This window comes from Plesiomonas sp., assembly GCF_051652165.1.
In the GTDB taxonomy this organism is placed as follows: Bacteria; Pseudomonadota; Gammaproteobacteria; order Enterobacterales; family CAMTGL01; genus Plesiomonas.
This window is the reverse complement of record NZ_JBOFTR010000001.1, coordinates 14986-30891: the sequence shown is the minus strand read 5'-3', so window position 1 is coordinate 30891 and position 15906 is coordinate 14986. Positions and strand designations below refer to the sequence as shown.

Below are 15906 nucleotides of genomic sequence, written 5' to 3'. Positions count from 1 at the left end.
CTAATCAATCCCATAGCTGCACGGTCTGGGTCGTGGGTGCGGATATCATGTCCGGCAATTCGATCTCCATGCCGTGGGGTAAAAACGGGCCAACCTCCGCCAATTTGGGGTTGGCCGCTAACACGTGTTCGGTCATGCCTTGCGTGCGCCCGTAATAGCGCCAGCACAGGGCATCAACCGTGTCATATTGCATTGCTCTGACTCGCACTAAATCAGCTCCACGGTGATGTGTGAACGGCCTTGTAACCGTTGCACGGCCCATTGCGCATCACGCCACAAATCATCAACGGCTTGCAGCATGTCGTCGGCACGTTTGCTGCCCGATTTTGTGGTGTCTATATCGGGGTAGCGTTCGGTCAGATTGGCTTTTGTGCGGCAATACACGGCGCGGCGATACCAGTACGTTAGCTCGCTAAATCCCCCGATGGTTGCCGCAGGAATTTCGGCCAGATTGTTAAACCCCCGTTGCCGCTGTTGCTCTTTGTACAGTGCCAGTTCAGCGTTGGTTTCACATATTGCTGATAGGGCGGCTTCTTTCAGGCGTTCATTGGTTACCGTGCCATCGTTACGCATGGCCTGACGGTAGTGTTCCAGATCAACATCCGGCCAAAACGGGGTATTGGTGATAATCCCGGCATTGTCATCGGGTTGCTCCGGTGCAACAAAATCCATTCTGCTATCCTCAAGTGGTAGGCGGTGGACGGGATTTTGATGCGGCGTAGCCTGTCGCTATCCCGTGCCGCCTCGCGCGTGGGCACGTTCTGTTATCCGGCGTTGGCGGCGCGGGCAATCCGCTCCAGTTGTTCCATATCTTTTTTCACACCACAGTTCTTATCGAACATGAAGGCTTGGTTGATATGGTGATAGGCCAACACCGGCTGATTGTTATCGCGCAGACCATAGGCCAACACTTTGTGCAGTTTGGCTCTGACTTGATCGGGCATGTCGTGTTCTTCGGTCACGGCTAATGCGCGTTGCATCAGTGCAACGTCAATGGGCTGCTTGGTGACATAGGCCTGAGCGGTTGCATCGGCGATCTCTTCGGCGACGGCACAGGCGGTTTGGCGGTTATAGCGTTTTGGCATCACAAGGCCATGTGCCAGTGCGTATTCGGCAATATCCAGTGCACCGCCAAAATCACTAGCATCGACACGCCAGATCATGATGTTCATCAGCACGTCATCTTGTGACCCGTTTCCGGTCGTCAGTGCGCCTGTGACCCACGGTTGGTAATACGGCAGCAGTTCGCGTTTCAGCTCTGCTTTGCGCATCGTTGACTGCACCCGTTTTAGCCGTCGTTGGTCTTCTTCGAGCTTGAGCAACATTTGGTTGTATGCAGACAGATTGCGCAGTGTAGAGCCGCCCATCTGGGCGGACTCCTCAGCCTGAACACGCATTAAGTGTCTGCGGGCAGGACTTGGCATGATTACGCCTCCGCTGGGGGTGCGGTAAATGTCCCGATTTTGATATTTTCAATCAGTGCGGTGCATCGGTAGTCTTCGACCACATAGGCTTCGTTGACTGATTCGAGGTTTTCAATACGGTCACGCTTCGGGTTATCAATGATTGAACGGCGGCGGGTGTCTTCTTGCCAGTAAATAGACAGGTTATCCAAGCGGGTGATCAGCAGTGCATTGGCAGGGAAGTATGGCGCACGTACTGCCTGCAACCCGCCCATGCGTTTCTGACTGATGATCATCTCAGCGGCCAGAGATTCGCTGTTATCTTGCTCTTTGTTGACCAGCGGAAAATATTTGTCAGCAAGTAGTGCACGGCCGCAAATAACAACCAGCCCGTCATCATCTTGATAGACCGGATCAATCAACTCGTTTACGGCATCCATCACCAGTGCATCAAGGTTTGCGTAATCGCCGCCTGCGCCGACGTTAATCACTTTTACTGTTGCGCCGCCTTCATCGGTGATGCCATCCATCACATGGGTTGGGGCATCATTGCGCACTTTTTGCAGCCAGCCGATGTTCACATCTTGCAGCAGGGTATTTGCTGCGGGGTCTGAGGTCTTTTGGCGTGCAACGCCGTTAAAGCCGATCATGATGCGGTCAAGCGCCTGACGCTTGATGATGGCGTTGCGAATGCGTAGTTGAAAATCTTGGAACTTGGCCCACATATCCAGTTTTGAGTAGGTCAGTGCGGTATCAAAGTTGGTCTGCTCGCATTTGTACTCAATATCGCTGAATGCAGTAGGGTCTGTGGGTTCGCGTTCTTTATCTGCGGTATTGGTTGTGCGGGCAATTGTCGTACCGACACCAAGGCCCAATAGCTGGCCGGATTGCTCAGGCACGGGTACGACGTTGACCAGCGTCAGAAATGCGGCTGACTGCTGGATAGTCTCTTCCAGCGTTTGGTTGACTGATGGCTCAATCGTGAATTTTGCTGCCAAGTCGTCAATGCCGACTTCGTTGAGTTCGGCAAGACGGGTCAAAAATGCGTTAAAGGCAAAGCGGGTATTTTTTTTCATGTAGATGCTCCGTTAGCAGTTGGTTTGTTCTGATTGTGAATGACTGCCACCGGTGGAAAATGGTCGGCGTTTTTTGCTGCTGTCTTCGTTGTTCAGGCGGGTGGTCAGGTCGTCCAATTTTTGGTTGTAGGCTGTTAGCTGGCTTTCTAATTCATTCATTTTTGCGGCTGATGCTGCTGCGTTCGCAGAGAGGGTGGTCACTTGCTCGGTCGCGCTCTGGACTTCGGTGGCACACAGCTCAACGGCCTGATGCACATCGTCAAAGCGTGCGTCATCACCAGTCTGCTTTTTCGCAAACAGCTCTTTTACGCGGCTGAATAGGTTGGGTTTTGGATCATCAATGTGCTCAAACTCAATGACAGTTTCTTCTGCCACGGTGAACAGGTTGTGTGCATGGGTTTTGCGTTTTGCGAGGGTACTTTCACCGCTGGCGCTGAAACTTAGGCGCTGTGTGCCGAGGCTGGCGGGGTCATCCGTAACGGCAAGGCCGATCAGGTAGGCAAAACCCAAATCAGAGAATTTAGGGTCAACTTCCATCGACGTATAAATTTTCTGTCCTTTTTTATTCAGTGCGATCAGCTCTGCGGTCGGCTCAATTTCGGCATACAGCGCCATTCGACCGGTCAGTGCACCGTCTTTAATCTCTTCGGCGGATAAGCTGATCACATCACCGTAGCGGCCAAATGCGCTGTCGGGTGAATACGATTTAATGTGTTCAACATTGACCCGTGCGCCGTACACATCAGGGTCATAATTTTCGGCCATTTGCGTTAGCCATTCGCGTTGGATTTCGCGGCCATCGGTGGTTGCACCTTCTACGCCAATGCGAAAACGCTTTGATTTTGTTGCCATCTGTCAGGCTCCGGTTGTCTTTAGAGCCTCTATGTTTGCGGGGATAGGGGGATTGAGACAATGTGCGGGAATTGTGCGGTGACTGACACAATAGGGTGTGGCGGTATGGGGCTGCGCGGGGCGGTAATCTGGCCGCATGAATACGACAACGATAAATACGGATCTCGACCCACGTAGACAGGCTATGTTCCTGTACTTTCAGGGGTTACGCATCGCCCGCATTGCTGAAATGCTGGGGGAGAAGCCTGCAACCGTACACAGTTGGAAAAAGCGTGACAAGTGGGGCGACATCGGCCCGCTCGATCAAATGCAGCTCACCACTGCCGCCCGCTATTGCCAGCTCATCATGAAAGAGCAAAAAGAAGGTAAGGATTTCAAAGAGATTGATCTGCTTGCTCGACAGTCGGAACGGCACGCACGAATAGGCAAATTCAACAATGGCGGCAATGAAGCCGATCTGAACCCTAAAATTCGCAGTCGAAATACCGGTGATCGCAAACAGCCTGAAAAAAACATGTTTAGCGAGGAACAGCTCGAGAAGTTACAGCAGGTTTTTCACGACAATTTGTTTGCCTATCAAAAGGTATGGTTTAACGCCGGAGCACATCACCGCATTCGTAACTTGCTGAAATCACGTCAAATTGGTGCGACATGGTACTTTGCACGTGAGGCGTTGATTGATGCGATCACCACGGGGCGAAATCAGATATTTTTGTCGGCCAGTAAAGCGCAGGCGCATGTGTTCAAGCAGTACATCATTGAGTTTGCCCGTGAGGTTGATGTTGATCTCAAGGGCGACCCGATGACGCTCGGCAATGGCGCGTGCTTGTACTTTTTAGGCACGAATGCTCGAACCGCCCAGAGTTACCACGGGAATTTATATCTTGATGAGTATTTTTGGATCCCGCGATTCCAAGAGCTGCGCAAAGTAGCTTCTGGCATGGCGCTACATAAAAAGTGGCGACAGACCTACTTCTCGACTCCTTCCAGCTTAACCCACAGTGCATACCCGTTCTGGTCGGGGGCGCTGTATAACCGTGGCCGTGCGAAATCCGACAAAGTTGACATTGACCTGAGCCACAGCAATTTGGCCGATGGTGTGCTGTGTCGTGATGGCCAGTACAGGCAGATTGTCACCGTAGAAGATGCGGTGAAGGGCGGTTGTAATCTGTTCGACCTCGACCAGTTGAGACTTGAGTACAGCCCGCCAGAATATCAAAACCTGTTGATGTGTGACTTCATTGATGACTTGGCCTCGGTGTTCCCACTGACTGATCTGCAAAAGTGCATGGTCGATAGTTGGGAGGTATGGGATGACGTGCAGCCGTTGGCTGTTCGGCCATTTGGTTATCACCCTGTCTGGATTGGTTATGACCCAGCGAAAGGCACAGCAAACGGTGACAGTGCCGGTTGCGTGGTGATCGCACCGCCTCCTGTGGCTGGAGGTAAATTCCGTATTCTTGAACGTTTTCAGTGGCGGGGTATGGATTTTCGCGCACAAGCGGAGTCTATCCGCAAACTAACTGAAACTTACAACGTGGCCTACATCGGTATCGATTCGACCGGTATTGGACACGGGGTATATGAAAACGTGAAAGCATTTTTTCCTGCGGTACGGGAATTTGTTTACAACCCGAAAGTAAAAAATGAGTTGGTGATCAAGGCGTATGACGTGATTAGCCACCGCCGTTTAGAGTTCGATGCCGGATGTACTGACATTGCTCAATCATTTATGGCTATCCGCAAATCTGTTACTGCCAGCGGCAGCCGACCAACGTATGAAGCCAGCCGCAGCGAAGAGGCCAGTCATGCAGACTTGGCGTGGGCAACGATGCACGCACTGCACAATGAACCACTGGAAGGTATGACTACCTCAAACACTAATATTGTGGAGATTTACTAAACCATGGCGCGCAAACGAAAATTTAATAAAGCCAGTCCAGTGATGGCAACAACCCAACCCCATCAAGCGCCGGCAGCAGAGGCTTTTACTTTTGGTGACCCGATCCCTGTACTCGACCGCCGCGAACTGCTGGATTATCTGGAGTGTTCCCGTGTTGAGCAGTGGTATGAGCCGCCGATTAGCATGGACGGGCTGGCGCGTACGTTTCGATCAGCAACGCATCACAGTTCGGCTATTTACGTGAAGCGTAATATTTTGACCAGCACATTCATTCCCCACAAGCTACTTAGCCAGCAGGCGTTTAGCCGTTTTGCACTGGATTATCTGGTTTTTGGTAATGCGTATCTGGAAAAACGTACCAACCGGCTGGGGAAAACATTAGCACTTGAACCGGCACTGGCGAAGTTTATGCGCCGCGGCGTTGATTTAGAAACATACTGGTTCGCCCAATATGGGCATAACACTGAGCCTTACAAGTTTGAAACCGGCAGTGTGTTCCATCTGTTTGAACCCGATCTGAATCAAGAGTTGTACGGCTTGCCTGAATATCTGGCAGCGATCCCATCAGCCTTGCTCAATGAGTCAGCCACCCTTTTTCGCCGTAAGTATTATCTGAACGGCAGCCATGCGGGTTTTATCATGTATATGAGTGACCCTGCTCAAAACCAGTCTGACGTAGACAATATTCGTACCGCACTTAAACAGGCCAAAGGCCCTGGCAATTTCCGGAACATGTTTATGTACTCACCGGCAGGGAAGAAAGACGGGATTCAGATAATCCCACTCAGCGAAGTCGCGGCCAAAGATGAGTTCCTGAACATCAAGAACGTCAGCCGTGATGACATGCTGGCCGCACATCGCGTACCCCCGCAGATGATGGGTATCATCCCTAACAATACAGGCGGGTTTGGTGATGTGGAAAAGGCTAGTAAAGTATTTGTCCGTAATGAATTGATGCCATTACAACGCCAAATACTAGAACTAAACACATGGGTCGGTGAAGAAGTAATTCGATTTGACTGCTACGATCTCGAATCTAAAATATAAACACTAGAGGGTGATTTACAATCACCCTCTTATAAGTCTGGATCAACTGGTTTGTGATGTAACATTACAGGATAATGCATAACCTTATAATCTAACCCACTAATAGTATGAGTATGGATGCTATAGAAAACTAATGGGTTTTTAGTACACAGCGAAACTGAAACATTGATATTATTGTAATGTATTCTAGGCGCATTCTTACATAAAAAATTACGCCATGCTCTCATCATGTCTCTACAAGATTTATTTTTCGTATAAATTATAACAGCGCCAGATGAGTCATTAGAGGCCCCAGTACTATAACGTTCAGTTAATTGGGCATAGCCTTTAAAAACATAACTGTAAGAAGAGTGTTTTTTTGCTTCCCCATGCCACACATAGCCTCCAAAACGAATAGAGATATCACAATGCCCTCTGCTATTAGTTTCGTGGTTCGCATCCAATCCAACTAAATCGCCTCTAGCTTTTATTGGACCCAGTAAATATAACGTCAACTGATCCTCTGACAATGAAAATGTTATTTTATTTGCATTCTGTTGTAATGAAGCAACAGCATAGTCAATCTCCGTTCTCACATACTCACAGAAGTTATCATAAGACTTTAAAGCAAATTGAGCACGAGTAATATTATGATTAATAACTGACAATTTCTGATGCATATCAAGATCAGCCAAACTCATCGGCATTATTCACATTCCCTGGTAAATTTATCATTGAGTGTGAAATATGGGAAAACATATTGCTTATAGTCATTAACTAACTCGCCAGTTAGAGGGTGCTCTAAAACTCCACTATCTTCAGCTTCCATCACATCTGAAATGCTAATATTAATCGGCTCATGAAAATCATCAATAAACTGATAGCTCAATGACAAAACATTAACCTTTGGATTACAAAGTACCTGTATTGCTATACCTAAATCAGTTAAATTTAGGTCTATATGGCTCTCGCTATTAGCTGACTTTGCAATATCAATTAACTGACGGTAATAAATAAAGATGTTTGGAGTTCGGCACGCTAACTTACTAACCTCATCATAAATTAGGCAAGCCAGAGCACCTGCAGATGGATGCTCTGAACAAATATCAAGTATGATAGTAGTCACGTTAACGTCCTTCATCACCATATCCAACTATAATATCAATTTTGTCAGGGCTTCAAAATCTTTACGAGATATGCATTTGCTTAGTATAGCATAGTTTACAGCATCACCACTGCTTCCTGCATTATAACGACGTAAACTTCCAGGGATAACCAACTCAACATTGTCATCAAGATTCAAACTTGCATCTTCACGTTCAACTCTAATACCAATACGATATAAACCTATGTTACCTACAGCTTTAATCCCTTCTTTATTAAAAATATCATTTCTTAAATCCATTGAGGGATCGTTTTTCTTCTCCTTATGTGTCGTTCCTTCAGGTGTTACAAACGAAAGGTCAAACACTTTATAACTTGCTGTCGTAAACGGAGGCTTATTCTGTTCAAAAATAGGTTCTATAAGATTAAAAAAGTCTTTTTCTTTTACACTAAACTGATTTCCGTAAAAATCATAAAGCTCTCTAATGACAGAGCTTTTTGTAAAGAGAACATTTTCACTAACAATACCATTAATAGCATCTACTAGTAGATGTATTCTTGCATTAGTTTTATCAAAAATACAAACATCAAAACACTGACGCTTTTCTTTTTTAGTAGCAACGATTTCATCATAATCACTATAGCCTGGTACAGAGCTAGGCAATAATTTCTCTCTTATTTTTTGCTCTCTAACCGAACTGAATATGACTAAGCACTGGTTAGAATCATCAGCACAATAAGATAGGGTAAGATTATTTTTCTTGGCAGCATCAACTTCTTTATCTGTCATGATAATTTGTGATATTACAGTCGGTTTTGTAGTCGCCGCCCATTTATTCAAAATTGAATTAAGCGTTTTATTTATTATCGCAGCATCTACAGAAAAACTAAATAATGCTTTATCACCATATATAATCTGTCCAAGAATCAAGTCGTTAATTTTACTAACATTAGTATCAAACTTTGTCTTATTAATTGCTTTTAGTTTAACTAGCCCTTCAACTATTTTTTCTTGTGTAGCCTCTTTTCCTTTTCCTCCCTGAAAACCTAATGCTGAAATGATAGGTCTTGCTACATTCCATGGAAACCGAGAAACCAGAGTTGAAACTGATTTCATTTCCATTTCACTGAGTTTTGTTGAAGCATTACCTGTCATTATGTATTCCCTGTTTGGCTCATAACTAGCGTTCAGTTTGACTATTATTTGAACTGCGAAAAATATCTCGGCCTACAGGATATCTCATGATCTCAAAAAAACTCAAGACGCTGTGTTTGATTTGTATAATATCTTGGATAAGTGCACAAATTCGAGCAACAGCGCGCAATCGTAGCCCCGCCCCGCCTGCGCGCTTGATCTATGGATTTTCATGCATCTGCATGAGTTAGCTCAAAGTGCGCCAGTACTGGGGCTACGCGCTGTTTTTGATCCTTTTTAGATCATGCGAATTAGTGCACAAAACACCCTGCATTCATGCACGTGGTTTGAATGCGTGTCTAGTATGTGTTGTTAGGCATAATTTGATGGGAATGAAATGATTAAAGGCCACTGTGGGCCTTAATTATCGTGAGCTAACTCTGATAATTTGCAGTGATGTTTTGTTGCGTTGGGCCATATGAAAATTGGCACGTGGTAGCAACAACCTGCTTTTTATCATTGCCAAGTTGCTCTAACAGTTGATCGGTCAGTTCACTAATCCAAACCAATGCCAGTGTTTTATCATCCCCATTGCATACGTCCATCGACACTACTCGTGTGATGAGTTGGATACGCTGCAATGCCAGGGACTCAATGAAAAGATCAGTCACATCCTCTCCTTTCTCCATACTGTACATATATACAGTACATCAATACGGTTTAAACATGAAGTTGTTTTTGTTTAAAAGCATAGGGTTATTGCTTTTATGTATAATTTTACGATGTTCGATCTAGTACCATTGCTGCCATTTATCATCTTCACGTAACCGCTGATCTCGATAGAACAACCGCATTCCTCCGCCAGATGGAATACTTCCACCCCGAAGTAGTAAATCAATCTCGTTCTCACTTCCATCAAAGCCCTTTGCCCTTAGCTCTGCTTCCAGTTGCAATTGCAATTTATCCGATATTTCTTGCTTGTAGCTGCTGCGGCTTTTTGGTTTTCGTTTGTTTGCTGTTTTTAGTCGGGTGTAAAGTGCCTGCCGTTCTTTACTTGGCATGTTTTTAAAATCAGGCATTGAGTGTGGCTCGCTGTCAAAACTGTCTACTTTTTCTACAAGGGGACAGTTATTGCCACGAGTCCAAGGGGCGCTAGCGCCCTTGTCGGCTACCGCCTCCTGAAGATCAAGAGCTTTGCGAACCTTTTTCCACTTGATTGTGTGTGTGCAAATACGCCCTTCTGCAATAGGTGACCAAATACCATAGATACGAATGCTATGATCGCCGTAGTCGCTTGGCTCGTCATTCATCTCATATGCGGTTCTAACAAGATGATATTTGCGGGGGATGAGCACGCCGCCCTGTTTTACTATGTATGTTGCAAAACAGCCTGCGTCAGCAGCAGCAAGCACGGCATCTAGGCGGGGGTTGTCCAGTACCGGCGTGCCTGCTTTTTTGTCGTTCTGTATTCTTGCGGCTTGGCCAGCCAGTAAACGCAGTTCTCGGTATGCCTGACGACCCGGAATACCGAAAAAACGGAATTGCTGTACGCGGTGCAGTGATGCCCACGCATTGACATGTTCGGCATTGTCGCGCAGAGATTTACCGGTCTCTTTGCTGATCTCTTTTGCCAACCCACGACCGTCAATGTTCTTGCTGATGTATTTGGCAATATAGCTGGTCGGTGTGCCTTTACGCGGGTTGATAAGCTCAGATTGGAATCGTGGCCCAGTGTTGTTGCCCAGCTCTTCACGGTCTTCGCGAATGGCAAATTTACGCAGTAGTGCGGTGATGAATCGGCGGTCTTTTTTGCGCATGAAGCACAGCAAATGCCAGTGCACTGTGCCGTCATGATGCGGCTCTGCAACGCGGACACCGTACCAGCGCAACCCTGCCTTGTGCATGGCTTTGCGAAATGCGGCAAAGGTATCAACCAGATAATCGCTGCTTTGTCTCACGGTGGCGCTTGTCCATTTCGGATTTGGCCTGCCGTTGCTCAGGGTTGAATGAAAACGTGATGGGGTAGTGATCGTGTAGAATACACAGCAGTCTTTGCGCATTTCGGCAATAAGCTCTAGCCCTTTCACACATGCCATCATTTCGTTGCGGCGGTGTGCGGGGTTGCTGTTGCTGGCGTTGACAACTTCTTCCATATCCAGCTTGTCGCCGTTCTCATTGACCAGCTCATGCGCACGGAAAAACTCTAACGCTTTTCTGCGCTGTTCACGTTTGCGGATTACTGCGTCATTGCTGACATACGGTGATGCCTTTTTATTGACCAGACAGACTGCACGTAACTGCTCTTCACGCCATACACAGCGCATTTGCCACAGTTTTCGATACCACCAGTTGGCACAGCACATGCGCGCCAATGAACCTGGGATCAGGTCATAGGGAATTTCTTTGCGGCGGTGCTTTTTGCTTTTCAGTCTATCAAATGCGGGTGGGGTGACATCGAGTCTCATTGCCTCTGTTGCGACACGCTCCCACACCTGATGCACTTCATCTGCGGTTACGTCATCACGCTGCATGAGTGATTCGCTGGCATCGTTCATGCACATATTCATGTGTGCTGCCAGTGAAGTGGCAATCTTTTTTACTTGATTTTGTGTTTTAACGGCCAAGTCGAGCAGACCGTCAAGCCCTTCTTTGCTGGCCATAAAACGTAAAGAGGTGGAGACTTGGCTTGCTCTTACGTACTCAAGGCGGTCAATGCATGGCTGGATAGTTTCATTGAGATAGCGGGATAACGCTTTGGGTCTATCTAAATTCTGAAAAAACTCTATTCGCTGTAAGAGTGGTTTGCTGATAAATGCGTGTTCAGTGCGAACGCTATCCAGAATGAGTAGGTCAGGGTTGTTGCGTTGTTCTTCATGGGCTTTTTTTGCCCGATGAATCAATTGCTCTTGAAGCGTATCACGCAGAAATGGATCTCTGGAGTCATTGTAAAAGTAATGATTCCAAACATCATTTTTTAGTGCTTCCCGTTGCTGCTTTTCATGGTTATGTTCAGCGGCATAGCTCTCTATCAGTTTTGACAGTTCAGAGGGCGGCGGGGTTTCCTGTGCATCAGCATAAGGGTCGCAGGCCGTCTTTGGCGCATTCCACCAGTAAGCCCATTCAGTATTTTCACTTTTCTTTGTTGCTTCGTTAATACTCATTATCGGCCACCACTCTGCAACCGTGCCAATGCGTTCTCAAATAAAAAGACATTGGCTCGATAGCTATAAAAGACATTCGCCGCAACAACCAAGGTTGTAACGGCGAGAGAAAAGACCCATTTCCAAAAACTCACTCGGATAACTCACGTTGTTCATGTGTCATTGATAAAATCATGGTTAACTCCGTTTTAGTCTTTTGATTTCAGTGCGGCAGTCAGATGCCATGTTTAGGTTCAGTGCGCGCAGTGCCTTGGTTGGTGATGAACGGGCTAGCTGCATTGAAATTATGAAATACCTTCTCCAGCGGCTTACTCTTAGCGAACTCATAAAACACCCCACTCCCACTTGGCACTTGCTAGCTCCCGTCTCAAACTCGCCGCATAATTCATTAATCCAGCAACGTGCCGAGTCGAACCACGATCCCCTGCGGTTCTAAACTTCCTAGCCGCTTGCATCGCCCAGGCGTGATTAGCCTTGCAATTAGCGACCTGCTGACTTCTAATCTGTCGCCATTTAATCGCGGCGTTTAGGAACTGGATGGCGAGCTGTTTGTTGATATGGCGCGCTTGCTTTGCCGTGCATATCAAATTAGCGTGATATTGGTTATTCATTCGTTACCTTCTCTATTTGGCTGGTGCTTGTGTGGCGGTGGTTATGTTCATGCGTAGCTCCGAGGTGCTGGCACGCCAAAGATTGCAAGCCGCCACAGTTCTTTTTGTGATGCCTGCGATTTGCGAACGGTGTATGTTGTGGTGACTTTTCTTCCAAGGGTGTTTTCTGAGCGGTGAATAGACAGTGCTTCGGAATTTCCCAGCATTCTTAAACAGCCGATCACGGCGGGTTTGGTAAGCCCTGTTTCTGCTGCAATATCGTCTAAATTGAACGTCACCAGTTTTAGTGCTGCACACTCAACGGCTTCCATGTTCGTCATTACTTTTTTTTCTTCTGTTTTTTTCGGTTTGTGCTTAAGCGGCAGCATGGGTGACTCCTTGCATTTCTTTGTGTGATGCCATCAGTAAATCGAGCGTTGGGCGTGCTGCGACAACTTCGTAAACAATGCGTGCTGTACGTGCATTGAGCAGAAATGCGCGGGCGGTAGATGGGTAACCCTTTTGACGGCTTTTCTTTGCAACTTGTAGCCAGTAGGTGTGCTGTGACACTGCACCTGCCATGATTTTCTTTTCAACGGAGGTAAATTCTCTGCGGTTTCTCTGCTGCATATTTTTCATTGTGACGTTCCTTGTTGGCCGAACTGTTGGTCGGCGATGATTAATCTGCGCTCTAATTTCTCGTTGCCTGAATCAATGGCTGCCAGTGCAATGATGGCGATGGCTACGTTTTGAAAAATCACATTGGCACTGTCAAAGCGGATCATTATTTCGTTTACTGAATCGGTGATTGATTGCGATTCAAGCGGGAATGGCTCTGGTGTTTCGAGTGGTTGCCCGCCGTGGGTGAACCATGTGGCCCACATGTTTTTTTCTGTCATTTTGTTTTCCATTCGCTTATTTTTGGCAAAGCAATGCCCGGCGGGTTTACGCCAATATTTGTTTTTTTGATTAATTAGGCAGACTTAGTTTTCGAGGAAATAAACTCACGACTGCTCGAAAATGGTTCATTGCACTGATAAGCGCGGTTTTTTCATCAGTCGTCAGTTCACTAAACTCAACGTTATGGCGTTCTGATTTAATATTGGCTAAATAAAAAATGGCGCTTAATGCACGTTTATTTTTTTGATGCTGTGGGTCTCTTTCATCATTCATGTTTGCAATAAAACGGCTGAGTTCTTGTGCGCAGTCATCACCAAAAAACTGAGCGCGCAGAACAGAGATATGATTTAACCCGTTCAATCTTTCACCGGCACTCATTTCAATTGCGGCCGCGTCGCATTCAATTGCCATGTTATCCCCCTTAGATCAGGCCAAACGTTGCGCCCATTCCGCCGATAGTTTCTAAAACTGCGGGGTTAGCTTGCAGGCGTGCTTGCATGGTGAGTGCTGTCAGAGATAGGTAGCGAATACCTGAGTTGACGCTATCGACGATTGAATGCTTGTGCGCTTGTGTCATTCGTTCACCTGAAATTGCGCCTGCTGCAATTTGCCCGATTTCAGCCGTAGCTTTCATCACATAGACAGGTAATTTTTCGGTAGAGACTTCATTGGTGGGTATGCACGGTAAGCAATGCAGTTGTGCAAGGAATCCATCAACGAGTGCTGAGTCTTCTGTTATGTCGGTTAACACGAGTATTTCAATCCATGTGAGCTGGTGCGGTTGCTCTGGGTTGAGCTTATTACGCAGTGTTTGTGCACGCATGCCTGCTTCTTTAGCCAGCCATTCCAGATTGTGTGTTAATGCAAATTTACGACATGCGTTATCAAAGTGGGGATGGTTGGAAATCTTAAAATCAAACATAGTGTTCACTTCCTCTGTGTCTCAAAATGAAATCAATCGCCAATTAGAACATCAAAATTAGAGTGCCCTAGTGATTCAGACATTTGATTCAGTTTGTACTTTGCGTAGTAAATTTGTGTACGGGAACGACCATTTACCTTTGGTTGCATGTACTTCGCCAGCTTTCCGCGGCAGCACCAAGCGTAGACAGTGTTACGAGAAATCCCTTCTAGCTTTGCAAACTCAGATGGGGAAACGAGTGCACTAGGTATACGAACTGAAATTTTAGTGGTCATGGTGTTCACTTCCTTTGTATCTCAAAATGGAATTTATCAAGCTTGCATTTCCACTACGTAACCAGATGCTGCTTCTATGGTTAGGGCAAACATGTTTACTTCAACCAGACTATTAACTCCGGCTTTCTTTCGGATTGGCAGGCGATTCTCTCGAATCATTTGGCGGGCATAGGATGGCTTGTAACCGGTTCTACGGCAGAACTCATCTAGAGTGACAAAGGGTTCAGAGACCACAAGATTGATGCTTGGGCGCATTGAAAAATTACGGTTCATGATGCACTATTCCTCAGTTTAGGTAATTAACTCGCTATTAATCACCATACAACAATATTACACGCTTAACTTACGATACGTAAATATTAAGGAACTCAATTGGAACAGTCAATGGTTAATTTTACTAATCGTAAACCAGTGCGACTTCCTGAAGGAGGGAAAGAGCCTATAGATCGCATCATGGCAGCCTATGGTTTTACCTCAAGACTTACATTATGTAATCACCTCAGCGTGTCCCAGAGCACTATGGCAAACCGTATTGCGCGTGGAAACTTCCCTGCTGACTGGGTTCTTATTTGTGCAATGGAAACAAATGCAGCGTTGGAGTGGCTTACTTTTGGTCAAGGCCCTATCTTTGCAAACAAAGGGGATATGAATAACCTCAGATTGGAACATAAAGTAATCTCAAATGGGAATGTGTCATCTGCAGATTGGGTTCATGTTGACGTAAGTCTATTGCCACAAAATCTCAAATCACCGTTCTTCATTACATTTGAAAAGCAGCGATACGTGGTTGAGCATTTTGATGGTGAGATTAACGATGGATTGTGGCTCATAGAGTTTGATGGGTTAGTTAGTGTTCGCGAGCTATATCGTTTCCCTGGTGGGCGCGTTCGTATTGAGAATGGTAAAGCATCTTTTGAGTGCGCAGTTGCTGAGATAAAGCTACTTGGCAAAGTTATTAGCAAAACAGAATTTATGGAATAACAGGAAATTATTCATGAATAAGAAAATACAGCTAGTAGCATGTGCAATGTTGTTTATAACATCGTTTTTTGCATCAGCAGCTACAGTTCAGTATAAGCACATATCAAAACTCATTGACGAGTACAACGATTACCCTACTTACAACGTTGACGGCGTTGATTACCCATCGTTTAAGGTATTATCTGAGAACCCCCTTCATATCCAGATTTCACCTCGGACTATGACTGGTTACGGTTTAAAATACGATTCAGAAAAAGCAGCGGTATATGCTGCCTATCGAACGTTGTATCAGACTCCTGCACAAAGTGTAACCGTTACAGTTTTACCATTACTTATCAACACTAAAACTCGTAGCATGGAGTATTTACCCTCTGATCAATTTGAATTTTCCATCACTAAAACACAGGCTGCTAACTTACTACTGAAGTATGGAAATATTCACAACATAGAGCAACTGATGACATCCAGCGGTGCTTGGAGTGAGCAGTTTGATAAGTGTTGCTATCGTGATGGTGATAATTCCGGTTTATCTAAATTCACTCAAGCTTTAGTTTCACAGAAGTAATAAACAAACGGTA

General features: G+C 46.0%; 22 protein-coding genes. 4 read left to right on the top strand and 18 right to left on the bottom strand.

Going from position 1 to position 15906, the window contains the following annotated elements; translation table 11 throughout:
* Positions 1-4: 4 nt before the first annotated feature.
* The 5 genes from ACRC53_RS00170 to ACRC53_RS00150 all read right to left on the bottom strand — a co-directional run bounded on the left by ACRC53_RS00170 (position 5) and on the right by ACRC53_RS00150 (position 3331).
* Positions 5-208 carry a tail protein X gene (locus ACRC53_RS00170; protein ID WP_438623882.1) on the bottom strand — a complete coding sequence of 68 codons (204 nt, stop codon included), beginning with the start codon at positions 206-208 and terminating at the stop codon, positions 5-7.
* The gene (locus tag ACRC53_RS00165) at positions 208-672 is read right to left on the bottom strand and encodes a head completion/stabilization protein (protein ID WP_438641576.1); all 465 of its coding nucleotides are present in this window, start codon (positions 670-672) and stop codon (positions 208-210) included. Before ACRC53_RS00165 ends, ACRC53_RS00170 begins: the two co-directional genes overlap by 1 nt.
* Positions 673-764: 92 nt before the next feature.
* Positions 765-1424 carry a phage terminase small subunit gene (gene gpM / locus ACRC53_RS00160; protein ID WP_438641575.1) on the bottom strand — a complete coding sequence of 220 codons (660 nt, stop codon included), beginning with the start codon at positions 1422-1424 and terminating at the stop codon, positions 765-767.
* Between the two features lie 2 nt (positions 1425-1426).
* Entirely contained in the window at positions 1427-2479 is a 1053-nt protein-coding gene (locus tag ACRC53_RS00155; RefSeq protein ID WP_438623885.1) for a phage major capsid protein, P2 family, read from the bottom strand.
* A 12-nt stretch (positions 2480-2491) separates the two neighbouring features.
* On the bottom strand, positions 2492-3331 hold the full coding sequence (locus ACRC53_RS00150; protein WP_438641574.1) for a GPO family capsid scaffolding protein: 840 nt from the start codon (positions 3329-3331) through the stop codon (positions 2492-2494).
* 136 nt (positions 3332-3467) lie between these two features.
* Here ACRC53_RS00150 and ACRC53_RS00145 point away from each other — a divergent pair, with 136 nt between their 5' ends.
* Both ACRC53_RS00145 and ACRC53_RS00140 read left to right on the top strand, forming a co-directional pair.
* Positions 3468-5234 (top strand): terminase ATPase subunit family protein, encoded by a 1767-nt coding sequence (locus ACRC53_RS00145; RefSeq protein WP_438641573.1) that lies wholly within the window; start codon positions 3468-3470, stop codon positions 5232-5234.
* 3 nt (positions 5235-5237) lie between these two features.
* Positions 5238-6281, top strand: a complete 1044-nt coding sequence (locus tag ACRC53_RS00140) for a phage portal protein (protein WP_438641572.1) — start codon at positions 5238-5240, stop codon at positions 6279-6281.
* Between the two features lie 29 nt (positions 6282-6310).
* Here the strand turns inward: ACRC53_RS00140 and ACRC53_RS00135 are convergent, their stop codons facing one another.
* The 13 genes from ACRC53_RS00135 to ACRC53_RS00075 form a co-directional block, all read right to left on the bottom strand.
* Positions 6311-6967: a hypothetical protein gene (locus ACRC53_RS00135; RefSeq protein WP_438641571.1), complete on the bottom strand. Its 657-nt coding sequence runs from the start codon at positions 6965-6967 to the stop codon at positions 6311-6313.
* Positions 6967-7386 carry a hypothetical protein gene (locus ACRC53_RS00130; protein ID WP_438641570.1) on the bottom strand — a complete coding sequence of 140 codons (420 nt, stop codon included), beginning with the start codon at positions 7384-7386 and terminating at the stop codon, positions 6967-6969. Before ACRC53_RS00130 ends, ACRC53_RS00135 begins: the two co-directional genes overlap by 1 nt.
* A 27-nt stretch (positions 7387-7413) precedes the next feature.
* Entirely contained in the window at positions 7414-8520 is a 1107-nt protein-coding gene (locus tag ACRC53_RS00125) for a hypothetical protein (RefSeq protein WP_438641569.1), read from the bottom strand.
* A gap of 413 nt (positions 8521-8933) precedes the next feature.
* Positions 8934-9170 (bottom strand): hypothetical protein, encoded by a 237-nt coding sequence (locus ACRC53_RS00120; RefSeq protein WP_438641568.1) that lies wholly within the window; start codon positions 9168-9170, stop codon positions 8934-8936.
* 120 nt (positions 9171-9290) lie between these two features.
* A complete protein-coding gene (locus ACRC53_RS00115) occupies positions 9291-11660 on the bottom strand; it encodes a replication endonuclease (protein WP_438641567.1) in 2370 nt (789 codons plus the stop codon).
* Positions 11660-11794: a hypothetical protein gene (locus tag ACRC53_RS00110; RefSeq protein WP_438641566.1), complete on the bottom strand. Its 135-nt coding sequence runs from the start codon at positions 11792-11794 to the stop codon at positions 11660-11662. The genes ACRC53_RS00115 and ACRC53_RS00110 overlap by 1 nt, the downstream gene beginning before the upstream one ends.
* A gap of 524 nt (positions 11795-12318) precedes the next feature.
* On the bottom strand, positions 12319-12639 hold the full coding sequence (locus ACRC53_RS00105; RefSeq protein ID WP_438641565.1) for a hypothetical protein: 321 nt from the start codon (positions 12637-12639) through the stop codon (positions 12319-12321).
* Positions 12626-12889 carry a hypothetical protein gene (locus ACRC53_RS00100; protein ID WP_438641564.1) on the bottom strand — a complete coding sequence of 88 codons (264 nt, stop codon included), beginning with the start codon at positions 12887-12889 and terminating at the stop codon, positions 12626-12628. Before ACRC53_RS00100 ends, ACRC53_RS00105 begins: the two co-directional genes overlap by 14 nt.
* Complete coding sequence (locus ACRC53_RS00095; RefSeq protein WP_438623894.1) at positions 12886-13149, bottom strand: hypothetical protein; 264 nt, start codon at positions 13147-13149, stop codon at positions 12886-12888. The genes ACRC53_RS00100 and ACRC53_RS00095 overlap by 4 nt, the downstream gene beginning before the upstream one ends.
* A gap of 70 nt (positions 13150-13219) precedes the next feature.
* The gene (locus tag ACRC53_RS00090) at positions 13220-13561 is read right to left on the bottom strand and encodes a DUF5347 family protein (RefSeq protein WP_438623895.1); all 342 of its coding nucleotides are present in this window, start codon (positions 13559-13561) and stop codon (positions 13220-13222) included.
* 10 nt (positions 13562-13571) lie between these two features.
* A complete protein-coding gene (locus tag ACRC53_RS00085) occupies positions 13572-14072 on the bottom strand; it encodes a phage regulatory CII family protein (protein WP_438641563.1) in 501 nt (166 codons plus the stop codon).
* A gap of 32 nt (positions 14073-14104) precedes the next feature.
* Positions 14105-14347, bottom strand: a complete 243-nt coding sequence (locus tag ACRC53_RS00080; protein ID WP_438641562.1) for a helix-turn-helix domain-containing protein — start codon at positions 14345-14347, stop codon at positions 14105-14107.
* Positions 14348-14383: 36 nt separating this feature from the next.
* Positions 14384-14620, bottom strand: coding sequence for a regulator (locus ACRC53_RS00075; protein WP_438623898.1), 237 nt, complete (start codon positions 14618-14620; stop codon positions 14384-14386).
* A 111-nt stretch (positions 14621-14731) separates the two neighbouring features.
* Between ACRC53_RS00075 and ACRC53_RS00070 the strand changes: the two genes are divergently transcribed.
* Together ACRC53_RS00070 and ACRC53_RS00065 are read left to right on the top strand one after the other, a co-directional pair.
* Positions 14732-15328 carry a phage repressor protein CI gene (locus tag ACRC53_RS00070; RefSeq protein WP_438641598.1) on the top strand — a complete coding sequence of 199 codons (597 nt, stop codon included), beginning with the start codon at positions 14732-14734 and terminating at the stop codon, positions 15326-15328.
* A 13-nt stretch (positions 15329-15341) separates the two neighbouring features.
* Positions 15342-15893 carry a hypothetical protein gene (locus tag ACRC53_RS00065; protein ID WP_438641561.1) on the top strand — a complete coding sequence of 184 codons (552 nt, stop codon included), beginning with the start codon at positions 15342-15344 and terminating at the stop codon, positions 15891-15893.
* Positions 15894-15906 lie beyond the last annotated feature (13 nt).

Coding starts and splice junctions, on each gene's coding strand:
- ACRC53_RS00165 (WP_438641576.1), bottom strand. CDS start 672: ATGGATTTTGTTGCACCGGAGCAACCCGATGACAATGCCGGGATTATC.
- gpM (WP_438641575.1), bottom strand. CDS start 1,424: ATGCCAAGTCCTGCCCGCAGACACTTAATGCGTGTTCAGGCTGAGGAG.
- ACRC53_RS00155 (WP_438623885.1), bottom strand. CDS start 2,479: ATGAAAAAAAATACCCGCTTTGCCTTTAACGCATTTTTGACCCGTCTT.
- ACRC53_RS00150 (WP_438641574.1), bottom strand. CDS start 3,331: ATGGCAACAAAATCAAAGCGTTTTCGCATTGGCGTAGAAGGTGCAACC.
- ACRC53_RS00145 (WP_438641573.1), top strand. CDS start 3,468: ATGAATACGACAACGATAAATACGGATCTCGACCCACGTAGACAGGCT.
- ACRC53_RS00140 (WP_438641572.1), top strand. CDS start 5,238: ATGGCGCGCAAACGAAAATTTAATAAAGCCAGTCCAGTGATGGCAACA.
- ACRC53_RS00135 (WP_438641571.1), bottom strand. CDS start 6,967: ATGCCGATGAGTTTGGCTGATCTTGATATGCATCAGAAATTGTCAGTT.
- ACRC53_RS00125 (WP_438641569.1), bottom strand. CDS start 8,520: ATGACAGGTAATGCTTCAACAAAACTCAGTGAAATGGAAATGAAATCA.
- ACRC53_RS00115 (WP_438641567.1), bottom strand. CDS start 11,660: ATGAGTATTAACGAAGCAACAAAGAAAAGTGAAAATACTGAATGGGCT.
- ACRC53_RS00105 (WP_438641565.1), bottom strand. CDS start 12,639: ATGCTGCCGCTTAAGCACAAACCGAAAAAAACAGAAGAAAAAAAAGTA.
- ACRC53_RS00100 (WP_438641564.1), bottom strand. CDS start 12,889: ATGAAAAATATGCAGCAGAGAAACCGCAGAGAATTTACCTCCGTTGAA.
- ACRC53_RS00095 (WP_438623894.1), bottom strand. CDS start 13,149: ATGACAGAAAAAAACATGTGGGCCACATGGTTCACCCACGGCGGGCAA.
- ACRC53_RS00090 (WP_438623895.1), bottom strand. CDS start 13,561: ATGGCAATTGAATGCGACGCGGCCGCAATTGAAATGAGTGCCGGTGAA.
- ACRC53_RS00085 (WP_438641563.1), bottom strand. CDS start 14,072: ATGTTTGATTTTAAGATTTCCAACCATCCCCACTTTGATAACGCATGT.
- ACRC53_RS00080 (WP_438641562.1), bottom strand. CDS start 14,347: ATGACCACTAAAATTTCAGTTCGTATACCTAGTGCACTCGTTTCCCCA.
- ACRC53_RS00075 (WP_438623898.1), bottom strand. CDS start 14,620: ATGAACCGTAATTTTTCAATGCGCCCAAGCATCAATCTTGTGGTCTCT.
- ACRC53_RS00070 (WP_438641598.1), top strand. CDS start 14,732: ATGGTTAATTTTACTAATCGTAAACCAGTGCGACTTCCTGAAGGAGGG.
- ACRC53_RS00065 (WP_438641561.1), top strand. CDS start 15,342: ATGAATAAGAAAATACAGCTAGTAGCATGTGCAATGTTGTTTATAACA.